Here is a 24,424-nt window from a genome sequence, read left to right as displayed (position 1 = left end):
TTATTAGAGAAGATAAGGAATAACCATGTCAGATCGTTTAAATAATGACGTGGATCCGATCGAAACCCGCGACTGGCTGCAGGCGATCGAATCGGTCATCCGTGAAGAGGGTGTTGAACGCGCCCAGTTCCTGATTGATCAGGTTCTGAGTGAAGCACGTAAAGGCGGTGTCAGCGTTGCTGCTGGTACGGCTGCACGTCAATACATCAACACCATCGCAGTGGAAGACGAGCCGGAGTACCCTGGTAATCTGGATCTGGAACGTCGTATTCGCTCAGCAATCCGCTGGAACGCGATCATGACGGTACTGCGTGCTTCGAAAAAAGATCTGGATCTGGGTGGCCACATGGCTTCTTTCCAGTCTTCCGCCACTTTCTATGAAGTGTGTTTTAACCACTTCTTCCGTGCTCGCACTGCGCAGGACGGCGGCGACCTGGTCTACTTCCAGGGCCACATTTCTCCGGGCGTTTACGCTCGTGCCTTCCTTGAAGGCCGTCTGACCGAAGACCAGATGAACAACTTCCGTCAGGAAGTTCACGGTAACGGTCTGTCTTCTTATCCGCACCCGAAACTGATGCCGGACTTCTGGCAGTTCCCGACCGTTTCTATGGGTCTGGGCCCGATTGGTGCTATCTACCAGGCTAAATTCCTGAAATATCTGGAAAACCGTGGTCTGAAAGATACCTCTAAGCAAACCGTTTATGCTTTCCTGGGCGACGGTGAAATGGACGAACCAGAATCCAAGGGTGCGATCACTATCGCGACCCGTGAAAAACTGGACAACCTGGTGTTCGTCATCAACTGTAACCTGCAACGTCTGGATGGCCCAGTTACCGGTAATGGTAAGATCATCAACGAGCTGGAAGGTATCTTCAGCGGCGCTGGCTGGGATGTGATCAAAGTCATGTGGGGCGACCGTTGGGACGAACTGCTGCGTAAAGACACCAGCGGTAAACTGATCCAACTGATGGAAGAAACCGTTGACGGTGACTACCAAACCTTCAAATCCAAAAACGGTGCCTATGTGCGTGAGCACTTCTTCGGTAAATACCCGGAGACGGCAGAACTGGTTAAAGACTGGACCGACGATCAGATTTGGTCACTGAACCGTGGTGGTCACGATCCGAAGAAAGTCTACGCTGCACTGAAAAAAGCGCAGGACACCAAAGGCAAACCAACCGTTATTCTGGCGCATACCATTAAAGGTTACGGTATGGGCGACGCGGCTGAAGGTAAGAACATCGCTCACCAGGTTAAGAAAGTTAACATGGATGGCGTGCGTTACTTCCGTGACCGCTTCAACGTGCCAGTGTCTGATGATGACATCGAAAAACTGCCATACATCACTTTCGATAAAGATTCTGCAGAGTACAAGTACCTGCACGAGCGCCGCCAGGCGTTGGGTGGCTACCTGCCGTCTCGTCAGCCGAACTTTGACGAGAAGCTGGACCTGCCAACGCTGGAAGATTTCAGCACCCTGCTGGAAGAGCAGAACAAAGAAATCTCTACCACTATCGCATTTGTTCGTGCCCTGAACGTGATGTTGAAGAACCAATCTATCAAAGATCGTCTGGTTCCAATCATCGCTGACGAAGCGCGTACCTTCGGTATGGAAGGCCTGTTCCGCCAGATCGGTATTTATAGCCCGAAAGGCCAGCAGTACACCCCGCAGGACCGTGAGCAGGTTGCTTACTACAAAGAAGACCAGAAAGGTCAGATTCTGCAGGAAGGTATCAACGAACTGGGCGCAGGCTCATCCTGGCTGGCTGCTGCAACGTCTTACAGCACCAACAACCTGCCAATGATCCCGTTCTACATCTACTACTCCATGTTCGGTTTCCAACGTATTGGCGACCTGTGCTGGGCAGCGGGTGACCAACAGGCGCGTGGCTTCCTGATCGGTGGTACTTCAGGTCGTACGACGCTGAACGGCGAAGGTTTGCAGCACGAAGATGGCCACAGCCACATTCAGTCGCTGACCATCCCGAACTGTATCTCCTACGATCCAGCATTCGCCTATGAAGTCGCGGTCATCATGCATGACGGTCTGCACCGCATGTACGGTGAAGCGCAGGAAAACATTTACTACTACATCACCACGCTGAACGAAAACTACCACATGCCTGCGATGCCGCAGGGTGCGGAAGAAGGTATCCGTAAGGGTATCTACAAGCTGGAAACGGTTGAAGGTAGCAAAGGTAAAGTGCAACTGCTGGGCTCCGGTTCTATCCTGCGTCACGTACGTGAAGCGGCTCAGATTCTGGCGGCAGACTACGGTATCGGTTCTGACGTATTCAGCGTAACGTCCTTCACTGAACTGGCACGCGAAGGCCAGGATTGTGAGCGTTGGAACATGCTGCATCCGACCGAAACGCCACGCGTCCCTTACGTGGCTCAGGTACTGAGCGATGCGCCAGCGGTTGCATCTACTGACTACATGAAGCTGTTTGCTGAGCAAATCCGTAACTTCATCCCAGCGAGCGATTACCGCGTACTGGGTACTGACGGTTTCGGTCGTTCTGACAGCCGTGAGAACCTGCGTCACCACTTTGAAGTGGATGCGTCTTACGTCGTGGTTGCGGCTCTGGGTGAACTGGCTAAACGCGGTGAAATCGATAAGAAAGTGGTTGCTGATGCCATCACTAAATTCAACATCGATGCAGATAAAGTTAACCCGCGTCTGGCATAAGAGGTAAAGATTACATGGCTATCGAAATCAACGTACCGGATATCGGTGCAGATGAAGTTGAAGTCACCGAAGTGCTGGTGAAGGTTGGCGACAAAGTTGAAGCTGAACAGTCGCTGATCACGGTTGAAGGTGATAAGGCTTCTATGGAAGTCCCTTCTCCGCAGGCTGGTGTTGTTAAAGAGATTAAAGTCTCTGTTGGCGACAAAGTTGAAACTGGCAAACTGATCATGATTTTCGATTCCGCCGACGGTGCAGCTGACGCTGCACCTGCCAAGGCAGAAGAGAAGAAAGAAGCGGCACCAGTTGCTGCTGCACCTGCGGCAGCGGCTGCGAAAGACGTCAACGTACCAGATATCGGCGGCGACGAAGTCGAAGTGACTGAAGTGCTGGTTAAAGTAGGCGACACCGTTGCGGCTGAACAGTCTCTGATTACTGTAGAAGGCGACAAAGCGTCTATGGAAGTCCCTGCACCGTTCGCGGGTACGGTTAAAGAGATCAAGATCAGCACTGGCGATAAAGTGTCTACCGGTTCTCTGATCATGGTATTCGAAGTGGCGGGTGCTGCACCTGCTGCTGCTCCGGCACAAGCCGCGGCTCCAACTGCGCCAGCGGCCTCTGCGGCGAAAGAAGTCAACGTACCGGATATCGGCGGTGACGAAGTCGAAGTGACTGAAGTGATGGTTAAAGTTGGCGATAAAATCGCGGCTGAGCAATCACTGATCACCGTTGAAGGTGACAAGGCTTCGATGGAAGTCCCGGCACTGTTCGCGGGTACGGTTAAAGAAATCAAAATCAGCACCGGCGATAAAGTGAAAACCGGCTCACTGATCATGGTCTTCGAAGTGGAAGGCGCTGCACCTGCTGCGGCTCCAGCTCCGGCTGCCAAGCAAGAAGCGGCGGCATCGGCTCCAGCAGCAAAATCTGCTGCTGCACCGACTGCGAAAGCGGAAGGCAAGAGCGAATTTGCTGAGAACGACGCGTACGTTCACGCGACGCCGGTTATCCGTCGTCTGGCACGTGAGTTCGGTGTGAATCTGGCGAAAGTGAAGGGTTCTGGCCGTAAAGGCCGTATCCTGCGCGAAGACGTTCAGGCTTACGTGAAAGATGCGGTGAAACGCGCCGAATCTGCGCCAGCTGCTGCCGCTGGCGGCGGTCTGCCGGGCATGCTGCCATGGCCGAAAGTCGATTTCAGCAAGTTTGGTGAAGTGGAAGAAGTGGAACTGGGCCGTATCCAGAAAATCTCTGGTGCTAACCTGAGCCGTAACTGGGTGATGATCCCGCACGTTACGCACTTCGACAAAACTGACATCACCGAGCTGGAAGCGTTCCGTAAACAGCAGAACGTGGAAGCTGAGAAGCGCAAACTGGATGTGAAAATCACCCCAGTTGTCTTCATCATGAAAGCCGTTGCTGCTGCCCTTGAGCAAATGCCACGTTTCAACAGTTCACTGTCTGAAGACGCTCAACGTCTGACGCTGAAGAAATACATCAACATCGGTGTTGCGGTTGATACACCGAATGGCCTGGTGGTTCCAGTGTTCAAAGACGTGAACAAGAAAGGCATCATTGAGCTGTCTCGCGAACTGATGGCGATCTCCAAGAAAGCCCGTGACGGTAAGCTGACTGCTGGCGAAATGCAGGGCGGATGCTTCACCATCTCCAGCCTGGGCGGTATCGGGACTACGCACTTTGCGCCGATCGTCAACGCGCCTGAAGTGGCTATTTTGGGTGTGTCTAAGTCCGCAATGGAGCCGGTCTGGAATGGTAAAGAGTTCACTCCGCGTCTGATGATGCCGATGTCTCTGTCCTTCGACCACCGTGTCATTGACGGTGCTGATGGTGCTCGCTTCATTACCATCATTAACAACACGTTGTCTGACATCCGCCGTCTGGTGATGTAATCGAAAAGCCGGCCTGACGGCCGGCTTTTTTCTGATAAGCTGTTATTTGTTACAGCGATCAGTGATTAAGGACAAATCGTTAGTCGCTTGTTGTTTCAAAATTGTTAACGATTTTGTAAACTACTGCGGCAAAGACACGTCCCGGTGGAAGAGGGCGTTATTAAAAATGGCACCCTAAGTCTGAATGATGACGGGTGTGACGTCACAGACCCGCCGGAAATCAATTAAGAGGTCATGATGAGTACTGAAATTAAAGCTCAGGTAGTGGTACTTGGTGCCGGCCCCGCGGGTTACTCTGCTGCATTCCGCGCGGCGGATTTGGGTCTGGAAACCGTACTGGTAGAGCGCTACTCCACGCTGGGTGGGGTGTGTCTGAATGTGGGTTGTATTCCTTCTAAAGCCCTGCTGCACGTCGCTAAAGTTATCGAAGAAGCCAAAGCGCTGGCGGAACACGGTATCGTGTTCGGTGAACCTAAAACCGACATTGATAAAATCCGTCTGTGGAAAGAAAAAGTTATCACCCAATTGACCGGTGGTCTGGCTGGCATGGCGAAAGGCCGTAAAGTTAAAGTGGTTAACGGTCTGGGCAAATTCACGGGCGCCAACACGCTGGAAGTTGACGGTGAAAACGGCAAAACGACGATCAACTTCGATAACGCGATTATCGCTGCGGGTTCACGTCCGATCCAACTGCCTTTCATTCCTCATGATGACCCGCGCGTATGGGATTCTACCGATGCGCTGGAGCTGAAAAGCGTCCCTGGACGTCTGCTGGTTATGGGCGGCGGTATCATCGGTCTGGAAATGGGTACCGTTTACCACGCTCTGGGTTCACAGATCGATGTCGTTGAAATGTTCGATCAGGTGATTCCGGCAGCTGACAAAGACATCATCAAAGTCTTCACCAAGCGTATCAGCAAGCAGTTCAATCTGATGCTGGAAACCAAAGTGACGGCAGTAGAAGCTAAAGAAGACGGCATCTATGTGACGATGGAAGGCAAAAAAGCGCCTGCCGAACCACAGCGTTACGACGCGGTTCTGGTGGCTATCGGTCGCGTACCGAATGGCAAAAACCTGGATGCGGGCAAAGCGGGCGTGGAAGTTGACGATCGCGGCTTCATCCACGTTGATAAGCAAATGCGTACCAACGTGCCACACATCTACGCTATCGGCGACATCGTCGGTCAACCGATGCTGGCGCACAAAGGCGTGCATGAAGGCCACGTTGCTGCCGAAGTGATCTCCGGTAAGAAACATTACTTCGATCCGAAAGTTATTCCTTCTATTGCCTATACCGAACCGGAAGTGGCGTGGGTGGGTCTGACCGAGAAAGAAGCGAAAGAGAAAGGCATCAGCTACGAAACCGCGACCTTCCCATGGGCAGCGTCTGGTCGTGCCATCGCCTCTGACTGCGCTGACGGTATGACCAAACTGATTTTTGACAAAGAAACTCACCGTGTTATCGGTGGTGCGATTGTCGGTACTAACGGTGGCGAACTGTTAGGTGAAATCGGTCTGGCGATCGAAATGGGCTGTGATGCAGAAGATATCGCATTGACTATCCATGCGCACCCAACGCTGCATGAGTCCGTTGGTCTGGCCGCTGAAATCTTTGAAGGTAGCATCACTGACCTGCCGAACCCGAAAGCTAAGAAGAAGTAAGTTCTCGTAGGTTCGATTAGCGTGAATTCAATCCGGCACCTTTTACAGGTGCCGGATTTTTTTTATGTATCGGATGCGGGAAATACCCTCGCGCAGAGGAAATCCACGAGTGCCCGCACTTTGGGCGACGGATGTTTGCTGGCAGGCCACAACACATGGAAGACGCCGTTGCGTTCCACATAGTCGGTCAGAATCGGCTGTAGATGGCCGCTGGCCAGCAGTTTATGAATGGAGAAGTCTGGCAGGTAGGCGATCCCCAGCCCTTGCAGTGCGAAGCAGAGGCGCGTTTCGATGTTGTTGCAGACAATCGAGGTAGGCAATGGCAACTCTGGCTCGCCGGGGGGAAGCCGCAGCGCCCACGGTTCCAGCTTGCCGCTGTTGGGAAAGCGATAGTGCAGGCAGGTGTGCTGCATCAAATCGGCAGGTTTCTGAGGCGTACCGTGCCGAATAAGGTAGTCCGGTGCGGCCACCACCATAAAACGAAAAGTGCCCAATTTACGTGCGGTGAGGCGTGAATCAACGGGGTCTCCTGTTCGTACCACGGCATCGAAACCTTCCTCAATGACGTCCACCATTCGGTCGGTGAAGTCCAGATCCAGTTCTATCTCGGGATACTCGCGCATGAACTCACCGAGTACGGGGAGCACCAGTGAACTGACTAACGGCAGGCTTACCCGCAGGCGTCCGCGTGGAACGACTCTGGTCTGCGACAGTTCCAGTTCTGCGGCCTCGATTTCTGCCAGAATACGCCGGCTACGCGCCAGAAATAGTGATCCTTCAGCCGTCAGTGTGATGCTGCGCGTACTACGGTGAAACAGCCTCACGCCCAGTTTTTCTTCGAGCCGTGCGACGCTTTTGCCTACCGCGGACGCGGACACGCCCAGTAGACGACCCGCAGCAACGAAGCTGCGCGTTTCGGCCACCTGTATAAACACCACAAAGCCGTTCAGGCTATCCATACACCCTCTCTCTATTGCGGACAATTTGTTCCGCATACCTAGGAACAGTATCCCACTTTTTCTTTAATGGGTGATTTTTTATCGTAGCGGGAATGCTCATTGATGAAAGGAATATTTCGTGATAACTCCCGCATTTCCTCTGTATACCCGTGCTGCAACAGCGCCTATCTCTGCCCGAATTCAGGCCACCGTTCAACAGGCGTTGGACGAACGGCGTTTGGTCGGTGCTGTCGTGCTGGTTGTGCGCAACGGAGAATTGATTCATCAGCAGGCCGCAGGATGGGCTGACCGGGAGAACGCCCGTCCTATGGCGCTGGACGCCATCTTCCGGTTGGCCTCCGTTAGCAAGCCCATTGTGTCCGTGGCAGCGCTGGTGCTTGTGGCGCAAGGCCGGCTCGATCTGGATGAGGACATCACTCGCTGGATGCCGATGTTCCAACTCCGGCTGACCGACGGCAGCCCTGCGCGCATCACAGTACGGCAGTTGCTTAGCCACACTGCGGGTCTGGGCTACCGCTTTTTCGAAGCCCATGCGGACGGCCCTTACGCACAGGCGGGGGTCTCCGATGGTATGGATGCCTCCGGCATCAGCTTGACTGAGAACCTGCACCGCATCGCCAGCGTTCCCCTGCAATACGCGCCGGGAACGGCCTGGGGTTATTCGCTGGCAACGGATGTATTGGGCGCCTTGATTGAACGCATTCACGGTACGTCATTGGACGAGGCGGTTCGCCAACTGGTGACCGACCCGCTGGGCATGCACGATACCGGTTTTGTTGTACGCGACCCATCGCGCCTGACTACCGCTTACGTGAACGACACGCCGCAGCCACATCGCCTGGCCGAAGGCGAAACGGTGTCTCCCTTCGAAGGCGCCATCGGCATCGCGTACAGCCCCGCTCGCATCCTTGATTCTTTAGCCTTTCCATCCGGTGGCGCGGGCATGGCGGGCACAGCCTGGGATCTATTGCGCCTACTGGAAGCCCTGCGTAAAGGAGGCGGTATCCCGTTGCCTGACGGGTTGATTGAGGAGATGGGGCGCGATCAGACCGGTGGTTTGGAACTGCCCAATGCGCCGGGCTGTGGTTTTGGCCTCGGTTTCTCGGTCTTGCGCGATCCGCAGTTAGCCGAGTCGCCGGAATCATCAGGCACCTGGCGTTGGGGGGGAGCCTACGGCCATTCATGGTTTGTCGATCGGGCGCAGGGGTTGAGCGTGGTGGCTTTCACCAACACGATGTACGAAGGGATGTCGGGGCGTTTTGTCACTGAACTGCGCGATGCCGTGTATGGCGACCTGGAGGCAGCACGATGACGGCTTCAATGACGGCGACACACCATGACAGACTGCCCGTTGCCTCACTGTTGGCGCTGGCTACGGCAGCTTTCATCACTATCCTGACTGAAGCGCTGCCAGCAGGCCTGCTGCCGCAGATGGCGCAGGGACTGGCGGTGTCCGAAGCCTGGGTCGGGCAAACCGTCACTATCTACGCTATCGGTTCTCTGGTCGCTGCGATTCCGTTGACCGCGGCGACGCAAGGTGTGCGTCGCCGCTTGCTGCTGCTGGCAGCCATCGCCGGTTTCGCTGTCGCCAATACGGTTACGGCGTTGTCCAGCAGTTATCTGCTGACGATGGCGGCGCGTTTTCTGGCAGGTGTTTCTGCTGGGCTGCTGTGGGCGCTACTGGCGGGCTACGCAGCGCGTATGGTACCTGAGCACCAGAAAGGGCGCGCGATTGCTATTGCGATGGTTGGCACGCCATTAGCCTTGTCGCTCGGTGTGCCCGCTGGAACCTTTCTTGGCAACGTGATCGGCTGGCGCATGTGCTTCGGTATGATGAGCGGTTTGGCCTTAATACTGATGTTGTGGGTACGTATTCAGGTGCCGGATTTTGCTGGGCAATCCGCAGGCAACAGGCTATCTCTGGGACGCGTGTTCACGATAGCAGGCGTGCGCCCCGTGTTATGTGTCGTGCTGGCCTTTGTGCTGGCGCACAACATTCTCTACACCTATATTGCGTCGTTTCTCGCGTCGGTAGGCATGGTCGCGCAGACAGGTTTGGTGCTGCTGGTCTTCGGCATCACATCGCTGCTGGGCATCTGGATTATCGGCGTGCTGATTGATCGCTATTTACGCGTGCTTACGCTTGCCTGCTCGGTATTATTTTGCCTGTCCGTACTGGCGCTTGGTGTGGCGGGGGATGTGCAGGCCGTGGTCTATGTGGCTGTGGCCGTCTGGGGACTCGCCTTTGGCGGCGCGGCGACGTTATTCCAGACGGCTATTGTCAGAACGGCGGAAGAGGGAGCCGATGTGGCGCAGTCGATGTTGGTTACGGCCTGGAACATGGCTATCGCTGGGGGCGGTATTATCGGCGGCATTCTGCTGGAGCACGTCGGCGTTATCGCATTCTCTCCGGTGCTGCTGGGGCTGTTATTGATTGCGGTCGTTGTCGTCTGGTCTGCCAGACAACACGGTTTCCCTATGGCGCGGCGGTGAGGATCCCGTGGACGGATTTTTGTGTCGGTAACTCTTCCTAGCGCAATAAACTGTTTATTTATCATACATAGACGCCATTATTTCTTGCCTTGTTTTCGTGATTGATAGTTACGCCGCTGTACTAGTCTGGCGTGGATATGCCTGTATGTAATTTGTACAACTGGATTTAAGGCATTCTTCACATCATCAAGGAGAGAAAATGAAACGCTATTTATCAACGCCGCGGGCAGGCGTCATGGCTGTTGCATTGCTTGCTGCGCTGCTAGGCGGGGGTCAGGCTGGGCTGATAACATCGGCCCATGCGGCAGGAAAAAGTAAGCAGATTGAATTGCTGGATCGCGGACTGTTTGCATTCAAATCATCGGAACATGTTTTTTTGAGCTGGCGACTTTTCGCTACGGACCCCGAAAACATCGCTTTTAATCTCTATCGAGATGGTCAACTCATCAATGCTTCCCCTATCAGTACAACGACCAACTTTATCGATCCCGACGGTAAAGCCGATTCTACGTATGCGATACGCCCGGTCATTAACGGCGTTGCAGGGAAAGAGGAGGTCGCTAAATCGGTACTGAATGGTCAACGTTATCTGTCTATCCCGTTAAAGAAACCGGCCGATGGGGTGACGCCAAAGGGTGATACCTATTCCTATGAGGTGAATGATGGCTCGGTGGGCGATCTGGATGGCGACCGCGAGTATGAATATGTGATCAAGTGGGCACCGAGTAACTCGAAAGATAATGCGCACTCTGGCTATACCGGCAATGTGTATATCGATGCCTATAAACAGGATGGAACACGGCTGTGGCGCATTGATTTAGGAAAGAACATCCGATCTGGAGCGCATTACAACGATTTCATCGTGTATGACCTGGATGGTGATGGCAAAGCGGAAGTGATGATGAAAACCGCCGATGGGACGGTGGATGGTACAGGAAAGGTTATCGGTAATAGTCAGGCGGATTACCGTAGTAACAACGGTTATATTCTCACCGGGCCTGAATACCTGACAGTATTTAATGGCCAAACTGGGAAAGCGATGGCGACAGTGGATTATCTCCCGGAACGTGGCGATGTGTGCGGTTGGGGAGACTGCTATGGCAATCGCGTTGACCGTTTTCTGGCGGGTGTCGCCTATCTTGATGGCGAGCGTCCCAGCGCGGTGTTTTCTCGCGGCTATTATAAACGTGCCGTGGTGGTTGCGTGGGACTGGCGCAATGGCAAGCTGACAAAACGCTGGACGTACGACAGCGGTACCACTGGTGATGTGCTGAATACGGCGTATGGGCAAGGTGCGCACCACTTTCGTACCGGCGATGCGGATGGGGATGGGAAAGACGATATTATCTTTGGTGCCGCAACGATAGGTAGCAACGGAAGATTATTGAATTCTACTGGGTTGGGGCATGGTGATGCGTTGCACTTTGGCGTTCTCGATCCTTCTCGTTCCGGTAAGCAGGTCTTTATGGTGCATGAGTCCGCGAGCCAATATGGCAAGAACGCGATGGAAATGCATGATGCGGCTACGGGCGAGATCCTTTGGGGATACAGTAATGGGTCTGGTGGCGATAACGGGCGCGGCGTCTGTATGGATGTCGATCCTGCCCACCTGGGAGTGGAATGCTGGTCTTCACAAGGCGGGCTATTTAACGCGAAAGGCGAACAGATCTCTGATAAAAAACCATCTCACATCAATTTTGGTATCTGGTGGGATGGCGACCTGCTGCGTGAAACATGGGATCGTGCGGTGATTGATAAGTGGGTACCGTCCAAGTCGGCATCGACTCGGCTGTTCAGTGCTTACACCTACAATTCGGGAACATCGATAAACGGGACGAAAGCGACACCCGTTTTGAGTGCCGATCTGTTTGGCGATTGGCGCGAAGAGTTCATCATTCCCAAGTCTGATAGTAGCGAGCTACAGATTTTCAGTACCACGACGGAAACGACATACCGTATGCCGACGTTGATGCATGACCCGGCCTATCGGACACAGGTTGCGGCGCAGAACGCGGGCTATAACCAGCCGCCACATACCAGCTTCTATCTTGGGGAAGGAATGACGTTTCCAGTGAAGTGGGAAAGCGTTTATACCGTACCTAAATAATGCGTTCTCGGCACGATCGCGATCGTGCCGATTTTCGTTCAATGTATCGGGTTATTTTGAGGGAGTATCGTGGGTTAGTGCGAACTAAATGATTCCCCGTTCAGCCCAACGCAAGGTTAACGAGGATAATACTGCTGCGAAAATTGGCTAATAAACACGCATGATGTTTGATATTATAGACATCCAACGATGTGCAACAGGCTATGCTTATAATGTCACCAGTCCTCAACGATAGCGGGAGTTTTGATATGGCGATTCTTCCAATGTCATATAGCCCCGCCACTATGGCGCGGGAATATCGGAAAATTGGCGAAACGAGTGTGAATGGTCGCGCCGTGGATATTTATATCCATACTGAGCGGCATCACGCTGTTGCCATATATGGAGAGCCTGATGATGTTAACGGTGATTTACGGCATATTGTTGTTGCAAAGATCGACCTGAAATCCCGTAACAGCGACAACGATGCTGAAACTATTTTGGCCGTCATCGGTTACTACGAGAACTTGCAACCGATAAATGATCATCTCACTCAGGTTGAAGGCGTGATTGTCACCAAACGTGAACGAAATGCTAATGTCGCCAGCGCCATGTATAAGGCGCTCATTAACGACGGTATTGTGCTGGTTAGCGATAACGTTCAGTTCCCTGGAGGGAAAGCGTTGTGGGCGCGTATGGCACGTAAAGAGGTTGGCATTGAGGTATTTGTGTTCGACTCAGAACAACGTACTTTCTGGCCGTATGACGGAGAACGGATTCGATACGATGGTCGCAGCATTCCCGAAAGCGATATCTGGAGCCTTGCACCGAATGAATCGCGAAAAGGAGTGGTGCTGGTGGCTGAACGTAAACGAGACGAATCGGCCGCCTGAGGTCGTTCTGCTCTGAGACATTAAGTGATCTTAAATCGTTAACTATGCAATAAATCTTTAACTATGCAATAAATTGAATACTTTGATCGCTGGCGTGTGTGGTATTCCTCCTTGGGTCTACGCTGCCGCGACGAACCTTTTTTGCCAGATGCTTCGCAGAATGCGCCCTCCGTCCGTTTATTTTTAGCCGCGTCAATTACAATCAAACTTCAAAAAAGAAACGATGTTTTGTTTTTGAGGTTATGATGAATCTGAATACCTTACGCACCTCTGTCTGGCTATTGGCGGCTTTGCTGGCGAGCCCTTCACTGATGGCGAACGACATGAACCCTACGATTCAACCCGCGACGGATCAGGCGGTGACGGATGAAGGTCTGCCTTCATTTTATCCGCAGCTTAAACAGCAGATGACCTACTCGGACTCCTGGCTATCCGGGAATTTTACGGATTTTAGCCAGTGGCAATCCCAGTCGAGAAAAACGCTGCGTGCGCTACTGCTGACGCCGGATTCCACCAAAGACTTCGCGCCACAAGCGATAGAAAAACAAGATCGCGGCAGCTACATGGCGGAGAAAATTGCCTTCAACCTGACCGATGAAAGTCGTGTAGACGCGTTGCTCCTGACGCCAAAAAGCGCGGGGCCGCATCCCGCGGTTATCCTGCTGCACGATCACGGCGCGAAGTTTGATATTGGCAAAGAGAAGATGATCAAGCCGTGGGGGAATGACGCACAGCTTGATTCTGCACAGGCATGGGCCGATAAGTTTTTCACCGGGCGCTTTGTCGGGGATGAACTGGCGAAACGGGGCTATGTGGTGCTGGCAGTGGATGCACTCGGTTGGGGATCGCGCGGGCCAATTAAATATGAGCAGCAGCAGGCGCTGGCGAGCAACTTCTTTAATCTGGGGCGCTCGCTCGCGGGTCTGATGGCCTACGAAGACATGCGGGCAACGGACTTTCTGGCATCACTTGAACAGGTTGATAAGCAACGTATCGGCGTCGTGGGGTTCTCCATGGGCGCCTATCGCGCCTGGCAGCTCGCAGCGCTGTCGGATAAAGTCGCGGCGACGGCGGCGGTGTCATGGATTGGCACGTACGACGGTCTGATGACGCCGGGTAACAATGTGCTGAGAGGACAGTCGGCGTTCTATATGTTGCATCCGGGGCAACCGACACGCTTTGATTTCCCGGATGTGGCGAGCGTTGCCGCACCAAAACCGATGCTGTTATTTAACGGTGGCAAAGACAAACTGTTCCCGACGCAATCCGTTGAAGATGCCTACGCGAAAATGCACAAGGTGTGGCAATCTCAAGGGGCGGACAACAACCTGCAAACCAAAATATGGCCTGAGCTGGGACACGTGTTCTATCAGGAACAGCAGGAAGGTGTCTTTCGCTTTCTGGACCACTGGTTAAAGCCATAGCCGCCAGTGCCTGAATTATAATAAGTTTTTTGATAACATCAGATTGCTGATGCGTGATTCGCCTCTGAGTGCTGTAGCATTCAGAGGCGTTTTAATTTTACAGGGATGCAGTGATGAAGAAATACCTGGGTGTTTTAATCATGATGTTATGGCTGTCGGGCTGTAACGGAGAAGAAACGCTTCGCGAGGGGAAATATCTGGTTGAGGATATTCGCGTGGTGTTTGATAACAGCGAACATAAAGAAGCGAATAAAAACAGAGATGAGCTTCAGGATCATATTAAGCAAAACCTCAAAAGCATTAAAAACGACCTCTATTTTAATCTGACGCCGACGCAGGTGAGCTATTACAGCGCAGAGGGTGAATATACCGAGGAGATTAAAGACAACCGCATACAGGTCAACGGTATGTGGCACACGCTAAAAATCACCGGGAAAAACACGGTGCAGTTCGTCTCGGATAAAAGCGCTGCCTGTGCGTTTTATTATTGTGAAATCACTATGGTCTTGAAAAAGACGGAAGAACAGTCACCCGATTTACTTAAGATCAAGCAACGTTTTGACGAACATAAAAAAGCCTATCAGGCGTGGCTTCTTGCAGAGAAAGCAGCATTCAACCACGCGCCAATGAACGATTTTCCTGGTATTCCTTTTCATCCTGAAGATGACTTTACGATTAAGCTGCCGTTTAACCTATACGACAAGCTGAGTTTGCAGGAATACGGGACTTATGTGCGCAGAATGGGGCGTCTGCTTATCGATCGGGAAAATAAAGACACGCAGATCTATACCTATCGCGATCGGCAACATCACACCGACGTTGACCTGTTTACCGTGAGTGCGGCGAAAGCAGATTTTAATCTGGCATCGTGGCTGGAAGGGCAAAAGGGCGTGTTGTTCCAATCGGAAAACGGGGCGGCATACGATAATCAACAGGGCAAACTGGAAGCCGTCTATTTTCAATATGATGAGGCTAAGCAACGCTATTTTATCGGGTTAGCGAATGCTGAAGACTCCGTTGCGTTAGCCAACGCGTTTGCCGTATTGCGGACAATGGATGAACGCTACCGCGGTGAACAGACGTTGTCGATGTACGATCTGGCATTATCTCAGCAGGCGTTAGAAGCAAAGTATGGTGTAACGATCGCTGAAGAATTTGCAATTGCCGATATGCACAAGGCGATCTGGAAAGAACTTGAACAGCGCATGGAAAAGCCGGAACGCTTTATTAAACGGAGCATGTCAAAAACGCGTATTGAGATAAAGTTTCCGTCGGAAAGCTTTAAATATGACATTTATTTTAAGGTTTCTCCTCAATCTATTCCCGAGCTCATGGCTGAAACCAAAGAGATCGTTCCTGAAGGAAAAGAAGTCGATAACATTTTTATTTATGGCGACAGCGCATTTGTCGGCTATGAATACGATGTGAATGTGGGAAGTGGGCTTACATTACAATTTCTAGTGCCGAAAGATGCGGGAACGCCGCTGGAACGCCTGATGTTCCTGCATGTATTACGTCAGCTTGATGTGACGCGTTTCCCCGCTATTTCTGCACAAGAGAAAAAGAACCTGTTTACCTATGGCGAAGCGACATCTTTTAAAAACAACCTTGATAATCGCTACTTCAAGGTAGAAGAAGGTCTCATCGACAGCACGGGTAAGCTGATCGTCAAGAATCCTGATGATGGCTATTTTGAGTTTATCTATCGCTCTCCCCATATACTGGCGACCCACTATAAATCAGAGGGGGAAGGGAGTTACTCCAGAGTGCCGGGCGTGACGGTATTTGATGACAAAGGGAAATGGCTTTCCCATCAGGCCGATTGAGTGGATATCGCGGAACGCTGATATTGGCGCTGACGATAAGAGGATTATCGACAGCGCCTGCAACACAGAACCGTTATTGCGGTTTGAGTCGTGAGAAATTAAAACAGCAGCCCCAGTAAGTAGCGTAAATCGCCTGCTTGTCGTAATGCGCAGCGGTCAGCGATCTGGTCGCTGTCGAGGTGCGTCAACGAACCGAGCGTTTGTTGCAGCTTGGCACGGAGGTCAGTGGGGCGCGACGAGGTTTCCTGACGTGTGGTGCGCTGGATTAACGTACTGCCGTTACGCAGGTGCAGTGTCACCTCATGAAAGCGTGCTTCCGGGTCAAGCTCATCGGGCGGCGCAGTTTCATCGGCGCGGCGTATGACGCGATTCGCCAGCGCAGAGATCGTTGCTTCAACCGGTGCTTCCGAAAAATGCGCCAGCTTCAATTCCCCTTCAATTAGCGCCGCTGCAATCACATATTCCAGACTGAAGCGCGCTTCTACACCGTTTGTCGCGTTACGGATAAACGGCGCCACATCGCCACCCGGCGGGAACGTCACCGTGATCTGTTCGATAGCATCGGCCAGATCGGCATCCGCGCCATTCTGTTTATGCCACTGTTCCCGCAGGGCAAACGCGGCTTCGGCCGCGCTGTGGGTGCCGCCACACGTTGGGTAGCGCTTGAACTCCAGACCGGGAGACAGCATGCGCCACGGCGTGCCCCAGTTTTCAACCAGCAGTTCCGGTTGGTGTTGTTGATCGCCGTGCGCCGCAAGAAAGGCGTCAACGACCTGTTGTGTGTTGCCCTCGAAGCCCGCCAGTCCGAGTTTGACCGCTGTTAGCCCCGCTCTGGCGGAAAGCCCGGCATGTAGCGGTTTGACCGCTGAACCAAACTGCGCCCTCAGCCCTGCGGCCTGTGTGGCGGCTAAGCCAAGAATGATCTGCGTCTGCTCCACCGAGGCGCCAGCCAGGCGTGCTGCCGCAGCGGCCGCGGCGATAGCACCGAGCGTCGCCGTGTTGTGGTAGCCGAGGCTGTAATGGCGCGGGCCACATGCCAGCCCGATTCTGCCTGCGGTTTCCACGCCAATCACGTATGCCGTCAAAAACGTCTCTTCCGTTACGGATGAATCCTCTGCGGCAAGGGCAAACAGTGCGGGCAGAATGACGGTACTGGGGTGTCCACGAAACGCTGGATGATAATCGTCAAAGTCCAGCACGTGACCGGAATAGCCCAGGATCAGACTACGCGTCAGGCTGTCCGTGCCGCTGAATACCTGCTTTAACGGCGCAAGCCCGCTATCAGCAATGGCTCCTTGTGCGATCGGGAGCGCAGTAGAGATGAAGTCAGTCACTCCGTCACGGGCGGCCTCTATTGCTTCCCGATTGGGTTCGCTATGGATGATGTGGTGGGCAAGCGTTGCGGTGATATCAGTCTGATTGGTCATGGGTCGTCATGTGTGCTGGCAGAAAAATAGTAATTTACTGCGCCTTGTTGAATAGCGATTAATAACCAAACGGAATAATAAATTCCATTTGGTTATTAGTGCTTCGGCGTCAGAAGCGGTCTTTTAACTGCCCCGGTGTAATACCAAATGCACGTCGTAGCGCGGTGGCAAAGTTAGCGGGGCTGTTGTAACCGGCGATGCTGGCTGCTTGTGCAATACCGATACCGTCTTTCTGCAAAGCCAACATGGCGCGCTGTAAGCGGCAGTTACGCAGGTACTCAAACACGCTCATATTGAACGTCTGGCGAAAATGGCGCTGTAGCGTGCTTTCGCTCATGTTGACGCTTTTGGCGATCTCACTCATCGAAAGATGGTCGGCGCTGCCGCTTTCCAGCATATCTCTGATCTGTTGAATGCGATGGTAGCCGCGCAGGGTGACGCCGCTGCTTTTCTCCTGCGCCACGCTGGCCGTTAATGACGTCAACGCCTCAATAATCAGGCTCATGCACTGCGTTTCCAGATAGAGACGCTGGAGCGGTGTTTGGCAAGGTTCAGCGTCCAGCGTTTGTAAGGCAATAGCCAGCGCCTGCCGGGACGGTGTCCACAGGTGTGTCGCCAGATGGGTCTGTGTGAAATCGTGGATGGCCTGCCAGTCGCCAACGGTGTCCATCATGTTGCCGTAAAGCCATTCTCTGTCGAACGTCAGCGTAATCGTTCGTTCATATTCATCACGCTTGCCGATGCGGGTAAACATCGTCGGTTCCGTCAGCGCAATCAGCGAGGCCGGTTGGCTCTCTCCCAGATGTAACTCCTGATGGCCAAATGAAATATGCGCATTGCCGCTCACCACGATGGCGAGTTTGATTGCGTCATCCAGCAGGTTTTGGGTTTTCATATTGTGGCGATTAATCACATCTGCGGTATGCAGGATCAGATGCGGATTAAGCTGCACAACGGTGAATGACCCAAAGAGCACCGGTGTGTTATCGATCAACCGTGGACCGATGAAACGGTAATTATTCGCCACCAGACTGGATTGCTGAACGATGTGATCTTTATAGATCGGCTTTGATGACTGCGTGAAGCTGCGCACGTGATTACCTACCTGATTAAACCCTTCGACCTGCGCCTTCCATTTTGATGCTTTGGCAAAACATTTTGCTGCTAGAGCAAACCCCGTCCTGAATGACAAATGTAACAATGACCGCGCCAAAATGGTAATGCAAATACTTCTCAATAGCATTTTTCGTTGAGGACGTCACATGGCGAGGCCTCATTTCTTACAGGGCAGGATAATTTTGATGAAACTACCACAATCGCGTCGTTATCTGGCGACGCTCATTGGCGTTAGCTGCGGGATGACATCGTTTCTGAGCGCTGGGCAGACCTCGACCATGCCTTCAACAGAACCTGCTCCTCAGGTGCAAAATCAGGCCGAAACGAAAACATCGGGCGACACGATGGTGGTAACGGCCGCAGAGCAAACCCGTCAGGCTCCGGGCGTATCGGTGATTACGTCTGAGGATATCAGCAAGCGTCCACCTGCTAACGATCTGTCGGATCTGATTCGTACCATGCCGGGCGTCAATCTGTCCGGTAACTCAACCAGCGGCCAGCGCGGTAACAATCGCCAGATCGATATTCGCGGTATGGGGCCGGAAAACACCTTGATTTTGGTGGATGGTAAGCCAGTATCAAGCCGTACCGCCGTGCGTTATGGCTGGCGTGGCGAACGTGATACCCGCGGTGACACCAACTGGGTGCCTGCTGATATGGTCGAGCGTATTGAAGTGCTGCGTGGCCCGGCGGCGGCACGCTATGGTAACGGTGCCGCGGGCGGCGTAGTCAATATCATCACTAAGCAGCCAAGTCAGGAATGGCACGGTACCTGGAATACCTATCTGAACGCGCCGGAGCATAGCTCGGAAGGCGCCACCAAGCGTACCGATTTCAGCCTGATGGGCGGCCTGACCGACAACCTGAGCTTCCGTCTGTACGGTAACCTGAACAAAACCCAGGCTGATGCACGCGATATTAACGAAGGGCATCAGTCTGCACGCGCAGGTAATCAGTCAGCTTCCCTGCCTTCCGGGCGTGAAGGGGTGCGTAATAAAGATATCAACGGGATGCTGCGCTGGGATATGACCCAGCAACAATCGCTAGAGTTTGAAGCAGGTTCCAGCCGTCAGGGCAACATCTATGCGGGTGATTCGCAAAATACCAACACCAACCCGCTCGTTGTTAGCAATTACGGCAAGGAAACCAACCGCATGTACCGCCAGAATTTTGCGGTTACGCATCGCGGCTACTGGGACAGCGGCGTCAGCTCTACGTCGTATCTGCAATATGAACGTACGCACAACACCCGTATCCTTGAGGGGCTGTCTGGCGGCTTAGAAGGTATTTTTGATACCAATAATCCGAACCAATTCGGCACCATCAAACTGGATAATTTTACCGCGCACAACGAGGTCAATCTTCCGCTGAATCTCTGGGTCGATCAGGTGTTAACGTTCGGGGTGGAGTGGAATGAACAGAAGATGACGGATCCGGTGTCGAACACGCAGACGACAACCGAAGCGGGGAGTGTAGGATCGCTGAGCAGCAGCGGCCGCAGTGAGAAATCTGCCGCGCGTCTGGCTTCTGCTTTCGTGGAAGATAACGTCGAACTGACGGATAGCACCATGTTAACGCCGGCGCTGCGTGTCGATCATCACAGCACGGCAGGCACCAACTGGAGCCCGTCGCTCAACCTGTCGCAGGAATTAGGTGACGACTATACGCTGAAGTTAGGTATCGCCCGCGCTTACAAAGCGCCAAACCTGTACCAGACCAACGAGAATTACCTCCTCTATAGCCGTGGGCAGGGCTGTGCGGGTGGGACGTCCTGCTATTTGATCGGTAATGAAAACCTGAAAGCGGAAACCAGCCTGAATAAAGAGATTGGTCTGGAGTTTCATCGCGATGGGTTGATCGCGGGCATCACCTACTTCCATAACGATTACCGTAACAAAATTGAAGCAGGCAACACGGTTATCGGTAAAGCGGTGGGCGGAACCAATAATCAATATGCCAACGCCAATATCTTCCAGTGGGGCAATGTGCCGAAAGCGGTTATTCAGGGGCTGGAAGGTAACCTGACGGTTCCTGTTACGGAGACGATCAACTGGCGTAATAACCTGACCTGGATGCTGGAATCGAAAAATAAAACCACGGGCGATTATCTGTCGATTACGCCGGAATTTACCCTGAATTCCTCGGTGGACTGGCAGGCGACGGAGAAGCTCTCTTTCCTGGCTGATGTGACCTGGTATGGCCGTCAAAAGCCGAAGAAATATAACTACAAAGGTGAACGTGTAACCGGTAGCGCGACCAACGAGTTAAGCCCTTATGCGCTGTTCGGGTTAAGCAGCACCTATACGTTTAACAAGAACCTGAGCGTGACGGGCGGCGTAGAAAACCTGTTTGATAAACGCCTGTTCCGTGCCGGTAATGCGCAGGATGTGGTGAACAATAACGTGGTGACCATCGCGGGAGCCGGTGCTGCAACCTATAACGAACCGGGTCGGACGTTCTTTGTGAGTGTGAAAACGTCGTTCTAAATCATAACGCCCCACGTAATCATCAACGCCACGGTGCCATTGTACCGTGGCGTTTTTTATGGCGAGTCATCCCTGTCTGTCATCCTGTGGGGACGTACGGATATCAGGGGCAGAAAAGGGTTTTCAACGTAGCGACGAGGGCTTCTACATTCTGATTTTCGATGCGGTAGTACAGCGTTTGAGATTCGCGTCGATAGCTAATCAACTCTTCCTCACGCATTTTCGCCAGATGTTGTGAGAGAGCGGACTGGCTGAGCGGGATGTGCTCAAGCAGCGCACCAACCGACATTTCCTTGCGCTCGATGAGCAGGCAAAGTACCAGCAGCCGGTTTTCGTTACCCATCGCGCGCAGCAGCGCCGCCGCTTTTTCCGCACCGTCCTGCATGAATTCGCGATCCGAATTGCTTAACGTCATGGGCTACTCCACACTGTTTTTCTGATTAATTTAGCTATATCTAATGTATTGAGACCATCATAGCATCGGCTTTGGGTGTATATATAGTGTGGTCTGTCAGGGACATGCTATTCTGCTGATGTCGGTATTTTTCAGTGAGAGCGAAATTGGGCACATAGCATAGTTGAATAAAAATTAATGTTGCTATTATGTGAACGAATTAACAATCAATTCAAATCCTGATATGCTGACGAGGCTGGACCGGACACTCTACTACCTTACATCCACACGCTGACACCCAGGCATGGACACCACAATTGGGAACAAGAGCGCCGGCATAATGAAGACAATGAGAGCGAGGAGAACGTCGTGCTAGAAGAATATCGTAAGCACGTAGCCGAGCGGGCTGCGCAGGGGATTGTTCCTAAACCGTTAGATGCCACGCAGATGGCCGCGCTGGTTGAGTCACTCAAGAATCCCCCGGCAGGCGAAGAAGAAGCATTGCTTGATCTGCTGATTAATCGCGTCCCTCCCGGCGTTGATGAAGCCGCCTATGTAAAGGCCGGTTTTTTGGCTGCCGTCGCTAAAGGCGAAGCCACTTCCCCCTTGGTTAGCCAGGAAAAAGCGGTTGAGCTGCTGGGTACCATGCAAGGGGGTTATAACATCCATCCGCTGATTGATGCGTTAGACAATGACAAGCTGGCACCGATTGCCGCCGAAGCGCTGTCTCACACGCTGCTGATGTTTGATAACTTCTACGATGTGGAAGAAAAGGCGAAAGCGGGCAATGCGCACGCCAAGAAAGTGATTCAATCCTGGGCTGATGCCGAGTGGTTCCTGTCCCGCCCGAAACTGGCGGAAAAAATTACCGTTACCGTTTTTAAAGTCACCGGTGAAACCAACACGGATGACTTATCTCCGGCACCTGATGCCTGGTCACGCCCTGATATCCCTCTGCACGCGCTGGCGATGCTGAAAAACGCCCGTGAAGGTATCGATCCCGATCAGCCTGGCACTGTTGGCCCGATCAAACAGATCGAAGAACTGAACAAGAAAGGCTTCCCGCTGGCTTACGTCGGCGACGTTGTCGGTACAGGATCATCGCGTAAATCGGCGACCAACTCCGTGTTGTGGTTCATGGGCGAAGATATCCCTTATGTTCCGAACAAACGCGGTGGTGGCGTGGTGCTGGGCGGCAAAATTGCTCCGATCTTCTTCAACACGATGGAAGATGCCGGTGCGCTGCCGATCGAAGTGGATGTGAACGATCTGAATATGGGCGATGTCATTGATATTTACCCGTATGAAGGCGAAGTTCGCCGTCATGACACCAATGAAGTCCTGGCGACGTTCGCGCTGAAGACCGATGTACTGCTGGATGAAGTGCGTGCCGGTGGCCGTATTCCACTGATTATCGGTCGCGGACTGACCTCCAAAGCGCGTGAGTCTCTGGGCTTGCCACACAGCGATGTCTTCCGTATTTCCAAAGCGGTTGAAGCCAGCAAAAAAGGCTTCTCGCTGGCGCAGAAAATGGTGGGTCGTGCCTGTGGCGTCGCGGGTATTCGCCCTGACGAATACTGCGAACCGAAGATGACCTCTGTCGGTTCACAGGACACCACTGGCCCAATGACCCGTGATGAGCTGAAAGATCTGGCCTGTCTGGGCTTCTCCGCCGATCTGGTGATGCAGTCATTCTGTCACACTGCCGCCTATCCGAAGCCGGTTGACGTGACCACGCATCACACGCTGCCTGATTTCATCATGAACCGTGGCGGCGTATCGCTACGTCCGGGCGATGGGGTTATCCACTCCTGGCTGAACCGTATGCTGTTGCCGGATACCGTTGGTACGGGCGGTGACTCCCATACGCGTTTCCCCATTGGTATTTCTTTCCCGGCGGGTTCCGGTCTAGTGGCGTTTGCTGCCGCGACGGGCGTGATGCCGCTGGATATGCCAGAATCCGTTCTGGTGCGCTTCAAAGGCAAAATGCAACCTGGCATTACCCTGCGCGATCTGGTTCATGCCATCCCGCTGTATGCCATCAAGCAAGGCCTGCTGACCGTTGAGAAGAAAGGTAAGAAGAACATCTTCTCGGGTCGTATTCTGGAAATCGAAGGTCTGCCAGATCTGAAAGTCGAGCAGGCGTTTGAACTGACCGATGCCTCGGCGGAACGCTCTGCGGCTGGCTGTACGATCAAGCTGGATAAAGAACCGATCATTGAGTATCTGAACTCCAACATCGTACTGCTGAAGTGGATGATCTCCGAAGGCTACGGCGATCGCCGTACGCTGGAGCGCCGTATTCAGGGCATGGAAAAATGGCTGGCCGATCCGCAACTGCTGGAAGCCGATGCCGATGCCGAGTACGCCGCGGTGATCGACATCGATCTGGCTGACATCAAAGAGCCGATCCTGTGTGCGCCGAACGATCCGGACGATGCTCGCTGGCTGTCTGACGTGCAGGGCGAGAAGATTGATGAAGTCTTCATTGGTTCCTGTATGACCAACATCGGGCACTTCCGTGCGGCAGGTAAACTGCTGGATAGCCACAAAGGCCAGTTGCCGACCCGCCTGTGGGTTGCGCCGCCGACCAAGATGGATGCGGCACAGCTGACCGAAGAAGGTTACTACAGCGTGTTTGGTAAGAGCGGAGCACGTATCGAGATCCCAGGCTGTTCGCTGTGTATGGGTAACCAGGCGCGCGTGGCGGATGGGGCGACGGTAGTTTCTACCTCGACGCGTAACTTCCCGAACCGTCTGGGAACTGGTGCCAACGTGTATCTGGCGTCTGCTGAGCTGGCGGCGGTGGCGTCTCTGCTGGGTCGCCTGCCGACGTCAGAAGAGTACCAGACCTACATGTCTCAGGTGGATAAAACCGCGCAGGACACCTATCGCTATCTGAATTTTGACCAGTTAGGCCAATATACCGAGAAAGCCGATGGCGTGATCTTCCAGACGACTGTCTAACTCGCTATAGTTCGCATCTCTACACCGAAGGAGGCCTACACAGGCCTCCTTTTTTCTGCCTGCTTGACTGATGGCAACAGGGACGCCTTAAAGGTGGAGAT

At 53.2% G+C, this 24,424-nt stretch carries 15 protein-coding genes; 11 read left to right on the top strand and 4 right to left on the bottom strand.

Going from position 1 to position 24,424, the window contains the following annotated elements:
• Window positions 1-25: 25 nt before the first annotated feature.
• The 3 genes from aceE to lpdA all read left to right on the top strand — a co-directional run bounded on the left by aceE (window position 26) and on the right by lpdA (window position 6,252).
• A complete protein-coding gene (gene aceE, locus NAL19_RS17825) occupies window positions 26-2,689 on the top strand; it encodes a pyruvate dehydrogenase (acetyl-transferring), homodimeric type (RefSeq protein WP_263058044.1) in 2,664 nt (887 codons plus the stop codon).
• Between the two features lie 14 nt (window positions 2,690-2,703).
• Window positions 2,704-4,590, top strand: a complete 1,887-nt coding sequence (gene aceF, locus NAL19_RS17820) for a pyruvate dehydrogenase complex dihydrolipoyllysine-residue acetyltransferase (RefSeq protein WP_263058043.1) — start codon at window positions 2,704-2,706, stop codon at window positions 4,588-4,590.
• Between the two features lie 237 nt (window positions 4,591-4,827).
• Window positions 4,828-6,252: a dihydrolipoyl dehydrogenase gene (lpdA, locus tag NAL19_RS17815; RefSeq protein ID WP_039278363.1), complete on the top strand. Its 1,425-nt coding sequence runs from the start codon at window positions 4,828-4,830 to the stop codon at window positions 6,250-6,252.
• Window positions 6,253-6,314: 62 nt separating this feature from the next.
• On the opposite strand, the gene NAL19_RS17810 is transcribed toward lpdA, so the two are convergent.
• Window positions 6,315-7,211, bottom strand: a complete 897-nt coding sequence (locus NAL19_RS17810; protein WP_263058042.1) for a LysR family transcriptional regulator — start codon at window positions 7,209-7,211, stop codon at window positions 6,315-6,317.
• A gap of 118 nt (window positions 7,212-7,329) precedes the next feature.
• Here NAL19_RS17810 and NAL19_RS17805 point away from each other — a divergent pair, with 118 nt between their 5' ends.
• The 6 genes from NAL19_RS17805 (at window position 7,330) to NAL19_RS17780 (ending at window position 15,933) form a co-directional block, all read left to right on the top strand.
• Window positions 7,330-8,523 carry a serine hydrolase domain-containing protein gene (locus NAL19_RS17805; RefSeq protein ID WP_263058041.1) on the top strand — a complete coding sequence of 398 codons (1,194 nt, stop codon included), beginning with the start codon at window positions 7,330-7,332 and terminating at the stop codon, window positions 8,521-8,523.
• A complete protein-coding gene (locus tag NAL19_RS17800; RefSeq protein ID WP_263058040.1) occupies window positions 8,520-9,704 on the top strand; it encodes an MFS transporter in 1,185 nt (394 codons plus the stop codon). The genes NAL19_RS17805 and NAL19_RS17800 overlap by 4 nt, the downstream gene beginning before the upstream one ends.
• A 199-nt stretch (window positions 9,705-9,903) precedes the next feature.
• On the top strand, window positions 9,904-11,811 hold the full coding sequence (locus NAL19_RS17795) for a rhamnogalacturonan lyase (RefSeq protein WP_263058039.1): 1,908 nt from the start codon (window positions 9,904-9,906) through the stop codon (window positions 11,809-11,811).
• 248 nt (window positions 11,812-12,059) lie between these two features.
• The gene (locus NAL19_RS17790) at window positions 12,060-12,683 is read left to right on the top strand and encodes a hypothetical protein (protein ID WP_263058038.1); all 624 of its coding nucleotides are present in this window, start codon (window positions 12,060-12,062) and stop codon (window positions 12,681-12,683) included.
• A 245-nt stretch (window positions 12,684-12,928) separates the two neighbouring features.
• On the top strand, window positions 12,929-14,107 hold the full coding sequence (locus tag NAL19_RS17785) for a dienelactone hydrolase family protein (protein ID WP_263059746.1): 1,179 nt from the start codon (window positions 12,929-12,931) through the stop codon (window positions 14,105-14,107).
• A gap of 113 nt (window positions 14,108-14,220) precedes the next feature.
• Window positions 14,221-15,933 (top strand): hypothetical protein, encoded by a 1,713-nt coding sequence (locus NAL19_RS17780; RefSeq protein WP_263058037.1) that lies wholly within the window; start codon window positions 14,221-14,223, stop codon window positions 15,931-15,933.
• A 98-nt stretch (window positions 15,934-16,031) separates the two neighbouring features.
• On the opposite strand, the gene NAL19_RS17775 is transcribed toward NAL19_RS17780, so the two are convergent.
• Together NAL19_RS17775 and NAL19_RS17770 are read right to left on the bottom strand one after the other, a co-directional pair.
• Window positions 16,032-17,360 carry an MmgE/PrpD family protein gene (locus tag NAL19_RS17775; protein WP_263058036.1) on the bottom strand — a complete coding sequence of 443 codons (1,329 nt, stop codon included), beginning with the start codon at window positions 17,358-17,360 and terminating at the stop codon, window positions 16,032-16,034.
• Window positions 17,361-17,469: 109 nt separating this feature from the next.
• Window positions 17,470-18,453: a helix-turn-helix transcriptional regulator gene (locus tag NAL19_RS17770; RefSeq protein ID WP_225085756.1), complete on the bottom strand. Its 984-nt coding sequence runs from the start codon at window positions 18,451-18,453 to the stop codon at window positions 17,470-17,472.
• A 208-nt stretch (window positions 18,454-18,661) separates the two neighbouring features.
• Here NAL19_RS17770 and NAL19_RS17765 point away from each other — a divergent pair, with 208 nt between their 5' ends.
• Window positions 18,662-20,962: a TonB-dependent siderophore receptor gene (locus NAL19_RS17765; protein ID WP_263058035.1), complete on the top strand. Its 2,301-nt coding sequence runs from the start codon at window positions 18,662-18,664 to the stop codon at window positions 20,960-20,962.
• Between the two features lie 103 nt (window positions 20,963-21,065).
• Here the strand turns inward: NAL19_RS17765 and NAL19_RS17760 are convergent, their stop codons facing one another.
• Entirely contained in the window at window positions 21,066-21,377 is a 312-nt protein-coding gene (locus tag NAL19_RS17760; protein WP_225085754.1) for an ArsR/SmtB family transcription factor, read from the bottom strand.
• Between the two features lie 348 nt (window positions 21,378-21,725).
• Between NAL19_RS17760 and acnB the strand changes: the two genes are divergently transcribed.
• Entirely contained in the window at window positions 21,726-24,323 is a 2,598-nt protein-coding gene (gene acnB, locus NAL19_RS17755; protein ID WP_180741566.1) for a bifunctional aconitate hydratase 2/2-methylisocitrate dehydratase, read from the top strand.
• Window positions 24,324-24,424 lie beyond the last annotated feature (101 nt).

The sequence above is a fragment of the Pectobacterium sp. F1-1 genome, assembly GCF_025643735.1.
Taxonomy (GTDB): domain Bacteria; phylum Pseudomonadota; class Gammaproteobacteria; order Enterobacterales; family Enterobacteriaceae; genus Pectobacterium; species Pectobacterium colocasium.
Note: the sequence above shows the minus strand (reverse complement) of the source record. Positions and strands in the feature narration are given on the sequence as shown.